Annotated in this window: 21 protein-coding genes and 2 pseudogenes; 4 read left to right on the top strand and 19 right to left on the bottom strand. The window is 28.4% G+C overall.

The window, feature by feature from the left end; translation table 11 throughout:
- Positions 1–112 precede the first annotated feature (112 nt).
- Together ACTHUW_RS01730 and ACTHUW_RS01735 are read left to right on the top strand one after the other, a co-directional pair.
- Complete coding sequence (locus ACTHUW_RS01730; RefSeq protein ID WP_442197884.1) at positions 113–469, top strand: sulfite exporter TauE/SafE family protein; 357 nt, start codon at positions 113–115, stop codon at positions 467–469.
- Positions 466–822, top strand: a complete 357-nt coding sequence (locus ACTHUW_RS01735; RefSeq protein ID WP_442197883.1) for a TSUP family transporter — start codon at positions 466–468, stop codon at positions 820–822. Before ACTHUW_RS01730 ends, ACTHUW_RS01735 begins: the two co-directional genes overlap by 4 nt.
- A 21-nt stretch (positions 823–843) precedes the next feature.
- On the opposite strand, the gene ACTHUW_RS01740 is transcribed toward ACTHUW_RS01735, so the two are convergent.
- From ACTHUW_RS01740 to ACTHUW_RS01770, 7 genes are all read right to left on the bottom strand, one after another.
- Complete coding sequence (locus ACTHUW_RS01740; protein ID WP_442197882.1) at positions 844–1,221, bottom strand: CoA-binding protein; 378 nt, start codon at positions 1,219–1,221, stop codon at positions 844–846.
- Between the two features lie 53 nt (positions 1,222–1,274).
- Positions 1,275–1,922, bottom strand: coding sequence for a YigZ family protein (locus ACTHUW_RS01745; RefSeq protein ID WP_442197881.1), 648 nt, complete (start codon positions 1,920–1,922; stop codon positions 1,275–1,277).
- Positions 1,923–1,980: 58 nt separating this feature from the next.
- Positions 1,981–2,412, bottom strand: coding sequence for an NUDIX domain-containing protein (locus ACTHUW_RS01750; RefSeq protein ID WP_442197880.1), 432 nt, complete (start codon positions 2,410–2,412; stop codon positions 1,981–1,983).
- Positions 2,413–2,481: 69 nt separating this feature from the next.
- Positions 2,482–3,117 carry a HEAT repeat domain-containing protein gene (locus ACTHUW_RS01755; protein ID WP_442197879.1) on the bottom strand — a complete coding sequence of 212 codons (636 nt, stop codon included), beginning with the start codon at positions 3,115–3,117 and terminating at the stop codon, positions 2,482–2,484.
- A gap of 9 nt (positions 3,118–3,126) precedes the next feature.
- Positions 3,127–4,401 carry a GTPase HflX gene (gene hflX / locus ACTHUW_RS01760; RefSeq protein WP_442197878.1) on the bottom strand — a complete coding sequence of 425 codons (1,275 nt, stop codon included), beginning with the start codon at positions 4,399–4,401 and terminating at the stop codon, positions 3,127–3,129.
- Positions 4,402–4,455: 54 nt separating this feature from the next.
- Complete coding sequence (locus tag ACTHUW_RS01765; protein WP_442197877.1) at positions 4,456–4,752, bottom strand: sporulation protein YunB; 297 nt, start codon at positions 4,750–4,752, stop codon at positions 4,456–4,458.
- Complete coding sequence (locus ACTHUW_RS01770) at positions 4,739–5,071, bottom strand: hypothetical protein (protein ID WP_442197876.1); 333 nt, start codon at positions 5,069–5,071, stop codon at positions 4,739–4,741. The genes ACTHUW_RS01765 and ACTHUW_RS01770 overlap by 14 nt, the downstream gene beginning before the upstream one ends.
- Before the next feature lie 206 nt (positions 5,072–5,277).
- Here ACTHUW_RS01770 and ACTHUW_RS01775 point away from each other — a divergent pair, with 206 nt between their 5' ends.
- On the top strand, positions 5,278–8,241 hold the full coding sequence (locus tag ACTHUW_RS01775; RefSeq protein WP_442197875.1) for a penicillin-binding protein 1A: 2,964 nt from the start codon (positions 5,278–5,280) through the stop codon (positions 8,239–8,241).
- Between the two features lie 60 nt (positions 8,242–8,301).
- Here ACTHUW_RS01775 and spoVAE read toward each other — a convergent pair whose 3' ends face one another.
- The 5 genes and pseudogenes from spoVAE to spoIIAA form a co-directional block, all read right to left on the bottom strand.
- Complete coding sequence (gene spoVAE / locus ACTHUW_RS01780) at positions 8,302–8,658, bottom strand: stage V sporulation protein AE (protein WP_442197874.1); 357 nt, start codon at positions 8,656–8,658, stop codon at positions 8,302–8,304.
- 1 nt (position 8,659) lies between these two features.
- Positions 8,660–9,469, bottom strand: a pseudogene (locus ACTHUW_RS01785) (stage V sporulation protein AD); the annotation flags it as partial.
- A pseudogene (locus ACTHUW_RS01790) lies at positions 9,459–9,821 on the bottom strand (sigma-70 family RNA polymerase sigma factor); the annotation flags it as partial. The pseudogenes ACTHUW_RS01790 and ACTHUW_RS01785, both read right to left, overlap by 11 nt.
- 6 nt (positions 9,822–9,827) lie before the next feature.
- The gene (spoIIAB, locus tag ACTHUW_RS01795) at positions 9,828–10,265 is read right to left on the bottom strand and encodes an anti-sigma F factor (protein ID WP_442197873.1); all 438 of its coding nucleotides are present in this window, start codon (positions 10,263–10,265) and stop codon (positions 9,828–9,830) included.
- A 16-nt stretch (positions 10,266–10,281) separates the two neighbouring features.
- Positions 10,282–10,617 (bottom strand): anti-sigma F factor antagonist, encoded by a 336-nt coding sequence (spoIIAA, locus tag ACTHUW_RS01800; RefSeq protein ID WP_442199317.1) that lies wholly within the window; start codon positions 10,615–10,617, stop codon positions 10,282–10,284.
- 187 nt (positions 10,618–10,804) lie between these two features.
- Between spoIIAA and ACTHUW_RS01805 the strand changes: the two genes are divergently transcribed.
- Entirely contained in the window at positions 10,805–11,758 is a 954-nt protein-coding gene (locus ACTHUW_RS01805; protein WP_442211065.1) for a phosphoglycerate dehydrogenase, read from the top strand.
- A 51-nt stretch (positions 11,759–11,809) separates the two neighbouring features.
- On the opposite strand, the gene ACTHUW_RS01810 is transcribed toward ACTHUW_RS01805, so the two are convergent.
- The 7 genes from ACTHUW_RS01810 to ACTHUW_RS01840 form a co-directional block, all read right to left on the bottom strand.
- Positions 11,810–13,255, bottom strand: a complete 1,446-nt coding sequence (locus ACTHUW_RS01810) for a leucyl aminopeptidase (protein WP_442212366.1) — start codon at positions 13,253–13,255, stop codon at positions 11,810–11,812.
- A 52-nt stretch (positions 13,256–13,307) separates the two neighbouring features.
- Positions 13,308–13,901 carry a nitroreductase family protein gene (locus ACTHUW_RS01815; RefSeq protein ID WP_442212368.1) on the bottom strand — a complete coding sequence of 198 codons (594 nt, stop codon included), beginning with the start codon at positions 13,899–13,901 and terminating at the stop codon, positions 13,308–13,310.
- A 90-nt stretch (positions 13,902–13,991) separates the two neighbouring features.
- The gene (locus tag ACTHUW_RS01820) at positions 13,992–14,279 is read right to left on the bottom strand and encodes a DUF92 domain-containing protein (protein ID WP_442212370.1); all 288 of its coding nucleotides are present in this window, start codon (positions 14,277–14,279) and stop codon (positions 13,992–13,994) included.
- Positions 14,280–14,317: 38 nt separating this feature from the next.
- The gene (gene heR, locus ACTHUW_RS01825; protein ID WP_442212418.1) at positions 14,318–14,839 is read right to left on the bottom strand and encodes a heliorhodopsin HeR; all 522 of its coding nucleotides are present in this window, start codon (positions 14,837–14,839) and stop codon (positions 14,318–14,320) included.
- 94 nt (positions 14,840–14,933) lie between these two features.
- The gene (locus ACTHUW_RS01830; RefSeq protein ID WP_442212373.1) at positions 14,934–15,854 is read right to left on the bottom strand and encodes an alpha/beta hydrolase; all 921 of its coding nucleotides are present in this window, start codon (positions 15,852–15,854) and stop codon (positions 14,934–14,936) included.
- A 48-nt stretch (positions 15,855–15,902) separates the two neighbouring features.
- Positions 15,903–16,775 (bottom strand): hypothetical protein, encoded by an 873-nt coding sequence (locus ACTHUW_RS01835; RefSeq protein WP_442212375.1) that lies wholly within the window; start codon positions 16,773–16,775, stop codon positions 15,903–15,905.
- A 91-nt stretch (positions 16,776–16,866) separates the two neighbouring features.
- Positions 16,867–18,543: a DUF262 domain-containing protein gene (locus ACTHUW_RS01840; protein ID WP_442212377.1), complete on the bottom strand. Its 1,677-nt coding sequence runs from the start codon at positions 18,541–18,543 to the stop codon at positions 16,867–16,869.
- Positions 18,544–18,557 lie beyond the last annotated feature (14 nt).

The following is an 18,557-nucleotide window of genomic DNA, read 5'->3' on the forward strand; positions in this document are numbered from 1 at the left end:
TTTAAACCCTTAATTTCCTACTCATTTATATGTATTAATATTATTTTATATTATATGAACTGTCAAGGAATAAGATTTGATTTTAAAGCTAATATTAATTAAAGGTGATTATATGAAAAATAAACTCAAATTAATTTTAATTGGATTATCTACAGGCTTTATAAATGGATTGTTTGGTTCAGGAGGAGGGATTTTGATAGTACCTTCTCTTATATATATATTAAATATAGAAAGACACAAGGCTCATGCAACTGCTATATCAATTATTTTACCCCTATCTATAATAAGCACCTATATTTATATGAAAAACAATCTAATAGATTTTAACATAGTATTTTTCATATCTATTGGAGCTATGATAGGTAGTTTTTTTGGAGCTAAATTTTTAAATAAAATTTCTACCACAGTTTTAAAAAAAGCTTTTAGTCTATTGATAATTTATATATCTATAAGGTTGATAATATTATGAAATTAATATTGATTGGGATTTTTTCAGGAATATTAGGAGGTATGGGTATTGGAGGGGGAACTATCTTAATCCCTGCTTTAATATTTTTTTTAAATCTAAGTCAACGAGGAGCTCAAGGAGCTAATTTGATTGTATTTATTCCTACAGCTATAATTGCACTTATAATACATTTTAAAAACAATAATATAATAAAAAACATAATAATTATTATAATAATACCAGGTATAATAGGCTCTATTATAGGAAGTGTGCTAGCTGTGAAAATAGATGAAACTATATTAAGAAAAACATTTGGAGTATTTATCTTGTTTATAGGAATTTATCAATTCTTTAGTAAAAGGGAAAAATCATAAAAGAGACCCTAAGGGTCTCTTTTATGAAAGTGCTACAAGAACACAATCTTCTACTATATTAAAGTCATTTTCTTTTGCTTTTTTAATTACATCTTCATTAAAAGTTCCTGGTTGGAACCACACATTTTTTACGCCCTTTTCTTTTGCCTCATCTAAGGCACCTAGACTTACTCTTGGTGGAACTACAAAATCTATAACATCTGGTACTTCTGGTAAATCTTCAATTGATTTGTAGCATTTATCTCCATTTATATCTTCATATCCTGGATTTACAGGATATACTTTATAATCATTATCCTTTAATTTTTTATATATTTTATATCCAAACTTATCCTTGCTAGGACTAGCACCTATTACTGCCCATACTTTTTTATCTAACATATCTTTTTTATTACTCATCAAAATCAACCTCCTAGTTAATATTTTACCCCTTAAACTTAGATAAAAACAATTTATTTTATTAGTTTGTCATCTTTAAAGGATAGGTATTCATCTTCTAATCTCATGATATAAACCTCTCCATTAGTTATATCCATTAATAAATTTTTCAATTCTTCTAATTCACCTTTTTTTGATAAGATTATCATATTAACTGCATCATCATAGCTAGTATCTTCTATAAAAAACTTAGAATTATTTATTATATTTTCCATCTTGCCATTAAAAGTATAATCAAACCTTATTTTATTCTTTTCATATAAAACTTTATCTACTATTAAAGCATTGTTTAAAGCAATTTTTGCTCCATTTAAATAAGCACGAACAAGCCCACCTGCACCCAGTTTAATTCCACCAAAATATCTAGTTACCACAATCACTATATTCCTAAGATCCTCTTTTTTGATTAATTCTAAGATAGGTATTCCTGCAGTTCCACTTGGTTCTCCATCGTCATTATATCTTTGAATATTACTATTTTCTCCCACTACATATGCATATACATTGTGTGTTGCATCCTTATGCTTTAATTTAATTTCTTCTATGAAATATATAGCTTCTTCTTCACTTTCTATAGATTTTGCATAACCTATAAATTTAGATTTTTTTTCTATAAAATAATCTTCTCCAAATTTATGTATGGTTTTATATATATCTTTCATAACTACTCCCTTCCTTTTTAAAAATATTATACCATAAGAAAAAGGGCATATGCCCTTTTTATACTACAAGTAAATTTTCGCTTTTGAGTTTTAAATATTTCTTGTGTGAGAGATTTACTAGTGATTTATCTTGACTATAAGTAATTTTTTCTATAGCTTCATCTATTTCATAAAAACCACCCTTTTGAAATTCATCATCTATGTCATATTCCAGAGAATTTGCTTCCATTATAAACCATATTATTTCATTGCATACAGGTTTTCTTCTACTTACAGAGTAAAACTCATAATATGTTTCACCAGCTGTTGAAACTATAGAAACATCTTTTAAACCAGTTTCTTCTTTTACTCTTTTTTTAGCAGTTTCAATTGCCAAGTCTCCACTTATGATTCTACCTTTTGGAAGTACCCATTCATCTTTTTCATTCTTTAATATAAAGACCTTTCCTTCATGAAATACAACGCCACCAGCACAATTTCTCAAGAGCATATTTAAAAACCTCCTTTTTATTATTACTATAATCATATAACAATTTGTCAGAAATTTCAATTGATTTCTTTAATTTGCTTTTAAAATTTTTATAGCTTCTATGGCTGCACGCTTTACATATTCTTTTTCATTATTATCACTTAAAATTAATTTCAATTTATTAACACTAGATTGATCACCAATTTCTTTTATAGATTTGATAGCATATTGCCTAACTTGAGCATTATCATCATAAAAAAACTTCTCTAAAACCTCTTTATAATCTTTGCTTTTAATCTTTCCTAAAGCTGAAATAGAAAGTCTTCTATAATTGACATTCTTACTTTTTAACTCCATTAATAAAAATGGTATCAATCTTTCATTTTTTAATTCACCAATTAACCATATTAATATCATTCTATCTTCAGGATTTTTAAACTTAATATATCTTTTATAGATTTCACCAGCTAATTTTTCTTTTTCTTCTTTAAGCAATGTGTTTATATATTCTAATCTTTTTCCTTTTTGCATAGATATTATCTTTATCAATTCATCATCGTTTTTTTGCCTTTTATATTTTATCTTTGCTTCTATAATATGTTTTTCCACTTCATTATATGGCAAGTTTCTTATTTTTGATATTATCTTTATACTTTTGCCTTCAAGATATAAAAGATAGCTTATTTGAAAGCTTTCCATTTTATCAATAGTCTCCCACTTACTCATCCTATCACCTTAATCTATAATATATTTTTTATATTTATTATAGTCTTTTTTGTTTAATACTACATCTATAATAGTTCCATTTTCTTCATGTGTCATCTCATTAGGTGTATAATTATTTAATAAATATGAAGTAATATCAGAGTCAGAAAAAGGTATAAGTAATTTAGCCTTATAAAATTTATCTGAAAGTGCTTTTTCTATCTCTTGCCATAATTTATCAATATTTGTGTTTTCCCTTGCAGAAATATATAATTTTGGTCCTTCTATATTATATCCTATATCTTCTATATCTTTTTTATCCATCTTATTAAATACGGTTATAATAGGTTTACCTTCTACATCTAAATCATTTAATATGTTTAATGTAGTTTTAATTTGTATATCTAAATCACTATTTGTAGCATCCACCACATGAATCAAAACATCTGCGAAATTCACTTCTTCTAAAGTACCTTTAAAGGCAGCTACTAAATGTGTAGGAAGTTTACTTACAAATCCAACAGTATCAATAATAAGTGCCTTTTGCCCATTTGGTAAATTAGTTTTTCTAAGTGTGGTATCAAGTGTTGCAAAAAGCATATCTTTTACATATACATCTTTTTCTATATCATATTCATTTCCAGATTTTAATAATTCATTAAAAAGAGTAGATTTACCAGCATTAGTGTATCCTACAAGAGCAATTATAGGAATATCTGAATCCATCCTATTTTGTCTTTTAGTCTCTCTAATACTTTCTACTTCTTTTAATCTTTTTCTTATTTCATCAACCCTATTTTCAATATGTCGTCTATCTGTTTCTAGTTTTTGTTCACCTGGACCTCTAGTACCTATCCCACCACCAAGCCTTGAAAGTTCTATTCCAAGTCCTTTAAGCCTTGGTAGTCTATATTTCAGCTGAGCAAGCTCTACTTGAAGCTTACCTTCTCTTGTGCTAGCTCTTTTTGCAAATATATCTAATATAAGTGTGGTTCTATCAATTACCTTTACATCTAATACATCTTCTATATTTCTAAGTTGAGCTCCTGATAATTCATCATTAAAAATTACTGTATCTATTTCTAGTTCTTCACAATAAACTGATACCTCTTCAAGCTTTCCCTTTCCTATATAAAGTCTATAATCAACCTTATCTTTATTTTGAATTACAGTTGATATAGGATTTGCATTTGCTGCAATAGCAAGTTCTTTTAATTCTTGCATAGAACTTTCAATATCAAAATCATCTCTTTTATTTAAATTTAATCCTACCAATAAAACTCTTTCTTTCATTTGTTTTTCCACTAAAGCACCTCTATTCTTCTTTATAGTAATAGTATAACAAAAAAACTACAACTTTTATTCAACAACATTTAAAAAATCTTTTTCTGGTACAGATATATAGCTATCTGGAACCTCTCCTACAATAACAGTTTCAGCTATGGGTATCTGAGTTATAACTTTTTCAGTTTCTGTAGCAAGTGGTACTATTATTCTTACATTGGTCTTTATTATAAGTATTACCCTATGAACAGTTTGATTAATACCTGATTCTATAAATTCTGAAGTGAAATCTACAGTAACAGATCCTTGAGGTGTCATTTTCATACTTACTTTTGGACCATATTGAGATAAGAGTTGACTATTTAATGCCAATTTGTCTTATTTCATCTTGAACAGCTAAAGCTATATTTGAAGAAATTTTAGTCATCATCATTGTATTATTCTGTATAGTTCTTAATTTACCCTCATTATCATAATTTAAATTTATTAAATTTTTATATTGTAATTCTTCTCCTATGTTTTCTTTTACAGCATCGTTTATTGCTTGAGTTGCTACCATTCTAGCTTTAACCTGGCTTATAGCTAAAATAGTAGGCCTTATATTTTTATCAATTATTAAAAAACTATAAATAATAAATACTATTAAAATAACTATAATAACATATCTTTTTTTAAAAGTTTTTCTCTTCATATAATCACTCCTATTTTTATTATATGTAGCATATGCGCTTTATTTGCCAAATAATAATTTTGTTATATAATATGTTTTAATGGCAATATTTATAGTATAATTAATAAAATATAAGGTTAAAAAGTTATCTCTTTTTATTTTTTATGATATAATTGTCTTTATATAATAATATTAATTTTTATATGTATATTAGAGGAGGTCCATAAATGTCTAACGAAAAAAATGCCAAAACAGATAAAAATAGAAAGGAACATAAAAAAAGAAATACTGTACTTAAAGTTTTACTAATAGCTTTTCTTTTATTTGTTTTTATCTCTGTTGGTACTGTAGGTGGAATATTGTTTGGTGTAATAAAAGATTCACCAGAAATAAATCCATCACATGATATAAATACACTAAGTGAGAATTCCAAAATATTTGATACAGATGGTACTTTGATTGAAGAAATTCTTACAGAAGAAAAAAGAACCATAGTAAAACTAGAAGAAATGTCACCTTTTGTGCAAGAAGCATTTATTGCAGTAGAGGATGAAAGATTTAGATCTCATTCAGGTATAGATTTAAGGGGTATAGCAAGAGCTATAGTTGTAGATATCAAAACTCGTTCCTTAGATGAAGGAGCATCTACTATAACTCAACAATTAGTAAGAAACCTATATCTTAGTAAAGATAAGGTCTTTACTAGAAAGATAACTGAAATGTATTTAGCTATGAAAATGGAGAGAGAGATATCAAAAGATGATATATTAGAAGCATATTTAAATACAATATATCTTGGTCAAGGAGCATATGGAGTTGAAGCTGCATCTAAAACATATTTTAATAAAGATGCAAAGGATTTAACACTTGCAGAATCCTCTCTTTTAGCAAGTATAACTAAATCACCTAGTCAGTATCAATTATTTAAAAGGATTGAACCAGAAAATATTGAAGATGACAATGTGAATGTAGTAGGAACAATAGAGGTAATTGGTAAACAATATGTTGCAGTATTTAATGAAAACATACTAAATAGACAAAAGACTATTCTTTCCCTCATGAAAGAACAAGGTAAAATTACAAAGGAAGAATATACAGATGCCTTAAGTGAAGATGTAATTTCACTTATTAATCCAGGACAGATGAAAAATCAAAATATAAAAACTTCATATTTTACAGATTATGTGAAAAAACAAGTTACAAAAGATTTAGTTTCAAAAGCAGGCTACACCAAAGAAGAAGCTGAAGAAGCATTATTTATAGGTGGACTTAAAATATATTCTACCATTGATGTAAATATGCAATCAAAGGTTGAAGATATATATAATTCCTTTACAGATAATGTAGCTAACAAATCATGGTTAAGACCAGATTATAGGACAAGTGGAGGAAATATTGTAGATAGCTATGGAAGAATTTCATACTATCAAAAAGAAAACCTATTAGATAGTGAAGGTAATTTATACCTATCAAAAGATTCCTATTCCATAGATGAAAATGGGAATTTAACTATAAAATCACCAAAAATAAAATATACTAATCTAGATGTAGTAGATTATTTCACTAAAGAAAATGGTACAATTTATACTCATATAACAGGCTCATTAAATATAAATAAAGAAAGTTTCACTGTAGATAAAGAAAATAAAAGTTTTACTATAAAAGCAGAATATTATAAAGAGCATAGTGATTTATATCAAGTAAAAGATAATGCACTTCATATATCTAAGGATGTATTTTTTAATGATGAAAAAGGTGCCATTCAACCTCAATCTGCCGTTACAATAATGGATCCTACAACAGGTCATTTAAAAGCAATAGTAGGTGGTAGGGATGATGAAGGACAAATGATATTAAATAGGGCTACAAGTCCAAGGCAGCCTGGTTCTGCTATTAAACCTCTTTCAGTATATACACCAGCTTTAGATAATGGATTTACAGCTGCATCAGTAGTTGATGATGTTCCTTATACTAATAGTAAAGGTTGGAGTCCAACAAACTATTCAGCAAGTGTTTTTTATGGTTTAACTCCAATGAGAAAAGCACTTGAACATTCTTATAACGTATCAGCTGTTAAATTTTTAAACAAGGTAGGAATAAATGCCTCAGTAGATTATTTAGCTAAATTTGGAATCATAAACAAAGATAATCCAGATAATGATACATTTGAAGAAGCAGATAAAGATGAATCACCACTTGCTTTAGGTGGTATGACACGTGGTATATCTACACTTAAAATGACAGCAGCTTACAATGCTTTAGCCAATCAAGGGAATTATATAGAGCCTATAGCATATACAAAAATTGAAAATAATAAGGGTGAAGTTATCCTAGATAATAAACCAAAACAAAATACAGTTGTAAGTCCTCAAGTTGCCTATATTATGACTGATATGCTTGAAACTGTAGTTAAAACTGGTTCAGGGTCCAGAGCAAACTTCCCAAATATGTCTGTAGCAGGTAAAACTGGTACAACAAATGATTCAGCAGATGTTTGGTTTGCAGGATATACTCCTTATTACACTGCAGCTGTATGGATAGGAAATGATAGCCCAGCTATTAAACTTTCAGAATCAAGTAGAATTGCTGCAAGTTTTTGGAGCCAAGTAATGAAATCAGTTCATGAAGGTTTAGACAATAAAAGCTTTAAACGTCCTGAAGGCATAGTTTCAAGACAAGTATGTATTGATTCTGGAAAATTACCTACAGATCTATGTTCTAAGGATCCAAGAGGAAGTAGAGTTAGAACAGAATTGTTTGTAGCAGGCACAGAACCACGCGAAAGATGCGATGTTCATGTATCTGCAAAGATTGATACTTCAACAGGAATGCTTGCAAATGAGTTTTGTCCAGATGATGTAGTCAAAACAGGTGTCTTTATAAAAAGACCTACACCTTATTATCCATCAAAAAATGGTGGTAAAGTACCAAGAGATTATCAATATCAAATGATCAATAAGGTTTGTGATGTTCATACAAAACCATCTAATCCAATAAAAGATTTTATCGATGATATATTAGATAAAGATAAGGATAAAGATAAAGATGATGATAAAGATAAGGACAAAGAACCAGAAACACCAGAAGAAAAGCCTGAAGAGCCTAAAGATCCAAAACCGGAACCTAAACCAGATCCACAGCCTAAACCAGATCCGGATTCTAATAATGGATCCCAAGATAAAAAAGAATAAAAAATCAAAATAAATATTATTAAAGCAAAAAGAAGGCAATTTATCATAAATTGCCTTCTTTTATTTTTTAGTTTTAGGATTAAAAATTACAGCCATAATATATCCAAAAAATATAGCTGCTCCAACTCCACCTGAGGTGGCAGTAATTCCTCCTGTAAATATACCAATAGCACCTGTCTTATCTACAGCTTCTACTGCTCCTTTAGCTAGAGCATAGCCAAAGCCAAGAAGTGGAACGCTTGCACCAGCACCAGCAAATTTTACTAAGGGTTCATATATTCCAACAGCTGTAAGAATCACTCCAGATGTAACAAATGATACTAATATATGAGCAGGAGTTAATTTTGTTCCATCCATGAGTAATTGAGCTATAAAACATATTATTCCTCCTACTAAAAAAGCCTTTATATAATCCATATTATAATTCACCACCCAAATTATTTGAAATAGTAACAGCATGAGCTATACATGGAATGGATTCTCCCTGCTGAGCACTGGTAGTAGAATGTAGTGCTCCTGTTGCAATAAGTAATATTCTATTTATCTCCTTGTTTTCTAATAAATAATGAAGATATCCATTAAAAACTACAGCAGAACATCCACATCCACTTCCTCCTGAATGAGTATCTTGTTTTTTATTATCAAATATTAAAACACCACAATCAGTATGTCTTTTAGAAATATCTAATCCTTCCTTTTTACACATGTCTATTAGTATTTCTGATCCAATCACACCTAGATCTCCTGTAGCTATATAATCATAATCATTAACTTTAAGGCCACTTTCTCTAAAATGAGCTAGAATTGTATCACAAGCAGCTGGTGCCATTGCAGCTCCCATATTGTTTGGATCTATTATACCCTTATCTATTATCTTTCCTGTGGTTACATGACTTATATAGGGTCCATTTCCCTGTGATGATAATATAGAAACTCCTGCTCCTGTAACGGTCCATTGAGAAGTTACTGGTCTTTGGTTTCCAAGTTCAAGTGGAAATCTAAATTGCCTTTCAGCTGTAGAAAAATGACTTGATGCTATACACACAACTTTATCAGCAAAACCTCCATCAACTGCCATAGCTCCAAGTGAAAGAGCCTCACTCATTACAGAACATGCTCCATACAGACCAAAAAATGGAGCACCAATATCTCTTGCAGCAAAGCCTGTAGCTATGATTTGATTTAATAAATCTCCACCAAAGATATATTCAATAATATTTTGCTTTAGTAGCTGTTTGCTTTAAACTCCTGCTAACCTTTATAATTCCATCATCACGTAAAAATCTTCTTATTTCCCCTATTATCATAGGGACAGCATATGTAGAAAATTTTACATTGTAGCTATCATCAAATTTTTGTATAGCTTTTATAAGGCCTATAGAACCAAGTTGAAAAATATCCTCAGAATCATAACCCCTGTTAATAAACTTTTTAACCACACTACGTATAAGTCCCAAATTATGATTAACTAGTATATCTTGTGCTTCTTCATCTCCGGCTTGTGCCTTGTTGATTAATTCAATAGTTTCCTCATGACCTAATAAATCATGGGTTTTAGTTTGTGCATTACAAAATTCCATACTACACTACTCCTCTGAAGATATTTTTTTGAACTCTTTTACCATCTTAATCCTTGTTCCATTATTCTCCTCAGAATATACCTCCAGTCCACTCATGAATGTTTCCATTACAGTAAATCCCATACCAGATCTTTCAAGTTCTGGTCTTGAAGTATAAAAAGGTATCCTAGCCTCTTCAATATCTGGTATACCAACACCAAAATCTTGAATTATTATCTCAAGCACCTGTCCTTCTATACTGCATTCTATAAGTATTTTACCTATCTTATCTTCATATCCATGGATTATTGAATTAGTAACTGCTTCAGATACAGCAGTCTTTATATCTGCAAGCTCTTCTATAGTAGGATCTAATTGAGCTGCAAAAGAAGCTACAACAACTCTTGCAAAAGCTTCATTTTGTGATTTACTAGGTATTTCTAATTTCATCGTATTATCTTTCATTTTCTTTAACACTCCCTTATAAATGTTCTAAAACTTCATCTTCAGTATCATAAACTTCAACTAATTTATATATTCCACTCATTTCAAGTATCTTACTTACTCTTGGATTAACATTAGTAAGAAATAATTTTCCCCCAAGCTCATTAGTTAATTTATACCTTCCCATTATAAGTCCTATTCCTGAGCTATCCATAAAATTAAGCCCCTTGAGATTAATAGATATATTCTTATAACCTACTTGAGAAAATAAAGCATCTATTTTTTCCCTTATCTTTTTAGCATTGTGGTGATCTAGTTCACCATTTACATCTACAAATAGTGTGTTTTTCTTATTAGTAAAATTTATATTCACATTCTTCCCTCCTATTTTTGTTTCTACTCTTAATAATTCTATATAGACCTTTAAAAGTCCTTCAATGAAATTTGACTAGTTTTATATAGTTTTAACTAGTTTTGTAGTATTATGTAGTTATTAAGTTAAATATATATTTTAAAAGTTAATTTACCCTATAAAGTGGTATAAATGTAATTGGAGGTGTATTAGTATGAAAGTTCTTTTTACCTATAAACAAAGAGAAGAAAATATAAAAAAAATAAAAGATTTAGGATATGAAGTAATAATTAAAGATAGGGATAAGGAAGATTTAAAAATAACAGATGATATTTTAGATATAGATGCAATGGTTTGCTATAAACCATTTGAAAAAATAGATATATCTAAATTAAAGAATTTAAAATGGATTCAATTATCAAGCATAGGAATAGATCAAGTACCAATAGAAAAACTTAAAAAAAATGATATTATACTCACAAATAATAGGGGTGGATATAGTATACCTATGGGCGAATTTATAGTGATGAAAATACTAGAAATGCTAAAAAACTCAAAAGAATTCTATATTAAACAAAAGAATAAAAACTGGCAGATGGATACATCACTATTAGAGCTTTTTGGCAAAACAGTAGGCTTTATAGGAACTGGAACAATATCAAAAGAAGCAGCTAAAAGACTTAAAGGATTTGATGTAAATATATTAGGTATGAATACAGATGGTAGGGATGTAGAATATTTTGATAAGTGCTATTCAAATGATGAGATTGATGAAATGCTAAAAATCTCTGATATAGTAGTTGTAGCCATACCATATACAGAAAAAACACATCATCTAATCAATAAAGATAGATTTGATGCAATGAAAGATGAATCATATTTCATAAACGTAGCTAGAGGAAGTATAGTAGATGAGGATGATTTGATTCATGCACTAGAGATAAAAAAAATAAGAAAAGCAGCAATTGATGTTGTAGAAGAAGAACCCTTAGATGAAAAAAGTAAACTTTGGGATTTGGACAATATTATAATAACCCCTCATAACTCTTGGATATCTGAAAATAAAGCTATAAGAACATTTGATACCATATATGAAAATCTTAAAAGATTTAAAAATGATGAAGAACTAAAAAATAAGGTGAATATAAATAGAGGATACTAAAAAAGAATCCACTAGAAAATCTAGTGGATTCTTTTTTATTTTATTCTTCTTTTAATTTTTTGCTAAATAATAAAGTGGTCTTACAGCTATACCCGTTCCACCTTTAGATAAAATACCATTTCCCTTTTTAGCAAAGGCAGTACCAGCTATATCTACATGAATCCAAGGGAGATCTCCATTGAATTCACCAACAAATAATCCAGCTGTAACAGTTCCAGGATTACCAGCTGTATTAGTTAAATCAGCCTCTTCATGTTTTATAAGCTCCTTATATTCATCAAATATAGGCATTCTCCATATTTGTTCACCGCTTAATTTAAAGCTATTATCTAAATCCATGAAGAATTCACTATCATTACTAATAGCAGCAGAAGCCGCATCACCAGTACAATAAATAGCAGCACCTGTAAGAGTTGCTATATCAAGTACCTTATTTACATTTTCTTTAGTAACAATATAATTCATAGCATCAATCAGAGTAAGTCTACCTTCTGCATCAGTATTTCCAATAAAAATAGTTTTTCCACCCATAGAGTTTATTATATCTCCAGGTCTATAACTATTTCCAGCAATCATATTTTCACAAGCTGCAACCACACTAACTACATTTCTTTTAACCTTAGCTTCAGAAATAGCGCACATAGCTCCAATAACGGCAGCAGCACCACCCATATCACTTTTCATAGTTACCATGCCAGAAGTCGGTTTTATAGATAGTCCACCTGAATCATAAGTAAGACCCTTACCAACATATCCTAATATATCTTCATTTTCACTATCTCCCTTATATCTCATAATAATGAATTTAGGTTCTATAGCTGATGCCTTAGCTACAGATAAGTAAGCATCCATTTTTAATTCCTTTATTTCACTTAAACCAAGTACCTCAACCTCAAAACCTTTTTCTTTACCTAATTTTTTAACATCTTCTGAAAGTTTTAGAGGATTCATTATATTAGCAGGTTGATTGACTAAATTCCTTGCAATTATATTTGAATTTGCAAGAATCATAGCTTCTTTTTTTACATCTTCAAAATTACTAGCATTATCAACTAATATATCTAGAGATATTTCTTCTGATTCTTCCTTATCAGTCTTATAATCATCAAATTTATAATCTGACATCATAATAGATTCTACAGCAGCCTTAATATTTATATCATTAATTTCTATATTGTCATTATTAAATATTAGCGCCATATTCTTAATATTTTCTTTTTTTAGAGAACGAAATCCATCAGCTAAGGTATTGAGTAATTTTCTATAAGATATATCATCCTTCTTTCCTAGTCCAACAAGCACAACTTCAACCAATTTATCCCCACTTGAGATAGTCATTTTATAAGTTTTACCAAGCTTTGCTTCAAAACGCTTTGATTTCTTTAATTTATCTAGTGGAATATCTATTCCATCAAGTTCTAATTTGTCTTCATAAACCGGTAGGATCAATCCATCATACTTATTAATTTCTTTTGTTTCAATTAAAGATATTTTCATTTATACAAGTCCCCTTTATAAAATAATTTGCTATCTATTATTATATAACAAATTAATCTAATATTCTAATTCTTTTATCTAGAGATTCAAATTCTTTTTCTCCAGCCTCTTCTTCTTTCTTACCAAAAGGCATTTGTGCAATTAATTTCCAAGATTCATTTATATTCCATTCTTTTTGTATATCGCTTTCAATAAGTTCAGTATAATGTTGAAGTGATGCACCTAAACCTTCTATAGCTAGACCAGTCCATACATTATATTGAAGCATGCCTGATGCTTGAAGTGAATAAGATGGGAAACTATCCTTATATAATGGAAATTGCTCTTGAAGAGATTTAACAGTCTCTTGATCTTCAAAAAATAATATAGTACCATATCCAGACCTGAAAGATTCTATCTTTTCCTTAGTAGGTTCAAATTGACCTTCTGGAACTACCTTTCTTAAAGCATCTTCAGTTATATCCCAAAATTTATTATGGTTTTCATTTAAAAGTAACATCACCCTACCAGTTTGAGAATTAAAAGCTGTAGGTGTATGTTTTACACTTTCCTCTACTATTTCCTTAATCTTTTCATCTGAAACTGTAGAAGAATTACTTATACTATATATACTCCTTCTATTTTTCATTGCATTAAAAAATTCCATTAAAAAAACCTCCTATTATTTGATAATTCTGATCATTAATACAGATTTACCCTAAGTAGGAGGTGATATTCAAATATTACTATAAATTCATTATAGAAAAATCAAAGTAATTAAAGTAGCTAGAAATATACTTGTTATATTTACAAAATCATTATTTATAAGCTTAAAGCCTCTAGATAATCTTCTTATATTTCCATTTGAAATTTTTCTTTCAGTTTCCTTATCATCTTCATCCAGATATATAGCTTGAATGGAAGCACCTAGAATACTATCTATAATAGTACCTAAAAAAAATATAACATAATATAAATCAGTAAATCTCTTTAAAGTTTCTGCAACTATAAGTATAAGAAATACAAAAACAAAATATATAATCATACCAAAAAACCCACTACAAAAGTAGTAGATTTTAAAAATTAAGGTTGCATAACTCCAGCAAAAGCAATCCATGCAAGGACAGATTTTGCAACTAAGCTTAATATAATATATGCTCTCTCGCCATAAATATAATCTTTCCATTTACCCACTTTTTTGTATTGTAAAATCATATTTATAGGGAATAGATTAAAGAATACAAAATATGAACCAGCTAATGCATATACAAACCATGGTACTTCAGAAGGTTCAGCATTACCAAATGCATATAATACTATAACTATCCATGGAACAATTCCTGCAACAGATCCAAATACAAATGGTTTCCAATCTGTCTTTTCCTTATATTGATTAATTTCTTCCATTATAAGTCCAAATAAATTCATAGAAGCATTAGCTACAAACATAAGCATCAATGCCCCGATACCATATACACCAAAAAGCATCGCTATAAGTACAATCATAAGTGATGAACTTAGTGCATATTCATACCATCTAAACCTATTCATTCCCCTTTCTAAATCCCTATTGTAAATCTTGTTTCCCCAAGGGCTTACAATGATAACTAATTTCTTTTTTCATATATATCACTCCAATCTGTTGTGATGAATATACCCTTGGGAGTTAGATTGAAGCAATACTTTGTTTAATATATGTTTAACTTATATGATTTTCTATCCATTTAATAATATCATCATACACTTCTCTTTTATTTATCTCATTTAACATTTCATGTCTACCATCAATATATAATTTCATATTTACATCTTCTATTCCTATATCTTTATATGTGATATATAGATTTTTTGCCATTTTCCCATATCCTCCTACTGGATCCTTATCACCTGAAAATATGAATATAGGTAAAGATTTTGGTATTTTTTCCAATCTCTCATCAATATAAAGTTTAGATAATCCCCCAAAAAAATACTTGAAAAATATAATGGGAAAAATTGTTCCACATAGTGGATCTTCATCATATTTCTTAACCTGTTCTTCATCCCTAGTGAGCCATGAAAATTTTGAATTTGGATGTTCTATCTTTTTATTAAATCCTCCAAAGCTAATTTTATCTATTAAATAATCTTTCTTTTTAGAATTATATATTTTGGACTCAACAATTGATACAAGTTTACCTAGTTTTACATCCATCCCTTTCATTTTAGCAGAGCCTGAAAGTATTAGACCATCTATAGTATATCCATATCTGATTATATATTCTTGAGCAATAAATGAACCAAAACTATGACCTAAGAGTATTATAGGTAGATTAGGATATCTCTTATTTATCATAGTATTAATTATATATCCATCTTCCACTATATTGTTAAAACCATCTTTTCCTATATCACCCAAATCACCTATTCTTTTTGCAGTTTTACCATGTCCTCTGTGATCAGATGCATATACAATATAACCTTCATTGTTCAGATATCTAGCGAATTCTTCATACCTAGCTGCATGTTCTGCCATACCATGAAATATTTGAATAAGTCCCTTGGGACTACTTACTCTATCCCATATATATAGGTGTATTGGAAATCCGTTTTTTCCTTTTATGAATGTACTATTAGCCATGTGAATTCTCCTTTTTGTAATTGATATCTTTTATATATACCAATTATATCACACCAATCCCTCATATCTAAGCCTTGCATCTATTTCTATTTTCTTTTCATTTATTGCATTATAGATACATGTACTTAAATAGGAAATAGGATTTTTAATCTTCACAGTTTTACTTATTTCTTTAAATTTATTTATTGCATATTCTATAGTGAAATGATCTAGCTTTTCTAAGTCTTTTTTTACCATAGATGATGGAATATAGGTATTTCCTATTTTTACCTTAATATTATTTTCTATGTCTAATAAAAGCATCTTTATAGCATGACTTACAGCAGATCTATATGATTCATCTAAATCATCTATATAGCAATTATTAAGTATTCTTTTAAAATCATCATTAAAATTATTAGGATTATTCCTTCTGTCAATTTGTCTTTCTTCTTTTTCTTCTCTTACTACTACTTCTTCCTTTACTATAGTATTAGACTGACTGATAGACTTATTTATATCTTTTGTTGAATTCTTTGTAGAAGTCTCTGGTATTGGTGGGGTAATTTTTACCTCTTGGATTGGTTCATTTTGTTCCTTTGCATTAGGTAATAATCTTTTAAGCTCTTCATAATCAATTGTATACCAAAGGGTCCTGTCCATTTTCATAGTATTATAATTTCCTATTAAAAGTAATTTCATTTCCCTTAATTTCTTAAAAATTCTTTTTACTGTTTCCTTACTCCAAAATGGAAATTCTTCTCTCCATTCTTCTATAGTATTGTATGTCCAATATTTTCCGTCCCTAAAATTATGATTTTTCTTTCTATTAACCTCTAGCCAGTAATTAATTTGCTGAAGTACTATTGTCTCATTTAATCCTAAAACTCTTGCTATATCTCTATTAACTACTATTGGGTTACTGTTAAATAAATTTTGCATAAAATTACCTCCAAATTTTTATATTTACTACTTATATAGAAATTTGGAGGTAAAGTTACTATTGTATTTTTGGTTTTTTGTGTTCGAAAAATTATTTATTTCTAATTAATTTTTCGACTAATTCTTTTTGTCTGATTCTAAGAATATCTGGTGTCCAATTATCATTTTTCTCTAAAAAAATCTTATTAGCATGAAAAGCATCTACTCTTTGTTTTAAATATCTTTCCTTCTTTTCTTTAAATTCTAAGTTGCTCAATTTAGAATTTTTAATTTTACTTATTAATACTAAATTAGCGATCTTATGAGTCCATTTTTCTCTTTCTAAATCATTAAAATCTTTTAACCACTTACTATTTTCTCTAGGATTTTGTGGTAATACATGTTCTACACTTATTCGTTTATATCCTGATAAATGTACAGTATTATCACTCATTAAATATTCTAATTTTAATAGTATATATCTACCAAATCTTCTTTTATATACTTCTCCTTCTATCATCAATCTGAATTGATTCATATCAATATTAAATAAATCATTATTATTAATCAAACTATCAATATTATTCTCATCTGTTTTTTCAATTTGTTTTAATATACGATTCATAGCCTCTATTCTTTTAGTAGGATTTTCTTGACAAATCCAATCACCTGCAAATTTATATTCTAATCTTTTTAAAAACTCGAATAATTTATTCATTTTAAATTTACTATAATAAAAAAGTAAAGGAGGAATCCAATCTTCAGATGGGAGACCTATCTTCATAATTGTAATTAGATTTTTATATTCATTGCTAAGTTTATCGCTTTCAAGTTCTATTATTTGATTATATATATCATCATAATTCATCATTAAATTAATTGTTTCTTTACCTAGTGATATAATATTTTTATTATAAATATTTTTTTCAAACTCTTCTAATAAATTTATCCTAGCCTTTTCTTTTACAAGGATTGTTCTTATAAATGCTAAAAATCTATCAAAATCCTCACCATATTTACCTTCTATTTCTTCCCAGATTCTTGCATATTTTTTTATTTCTTTGTCGCTTGTAATTGCTCCAATATTTTTTGATTTTAATATGTCGGAACTTGTTAATGGAATCCCTCTGTCATTTAAAATTGTGAATAATCTAAATGCATCTTCTGTGTTATCTGTTGATACATAAATAAACAATGCTTTATTTAATAAAAACTCTGCAAAATCTTCTAATCGCTCATTATTTTCTAAAAAATTACGCACTGTTAAAATTGCATTAGCCATATTAGATATAGAAATATTATCCTCATTGATTTTATCACTAATATATTGTTTGTTATTTGTACCATTTTCTTTAACAATATTTTCTTTAATAAAATCTTCTACCCTATCTCTTATATGAAATGTAATTCTTTGTCTAGAAGGGATTTTTAAAAGCTTATTTTCTTCTTGAAAAATTAATTTTTGAAGAGTTCTTTTATAGCTATCATTATCTAAAACATCCCTTAATGATGCAATTATTATAAGAAAAGTAGTAAGACGTTGTTGACCATCTAAAACTTCATATTCATCATAATCTTCATTATCAGTCTTTTTTAAAACTAGTGATCCTAGAAAATATTCATTTTTAGGTTTATTATCAAATGCAAATTTCAAATCATCAAGTAGCTCAGATACGTTATCATTTTGCCACACGTAAGATCTTTGATATTCTGGTACTACAAACCAAAAATCCTGAGAAAAAATCTTTTGAAGCAATTTCTTATCAACACTTATTTTACCACTTCCCACTAATATCACTCCTA

Source organism: Senegalia sp. (in: firmicutes), from assembly GCF_052088025.1.
Lineage (GTDB): Bacteria > Bacillota > Clostridia > Tissierellales > SIT17 > Anaeromonas.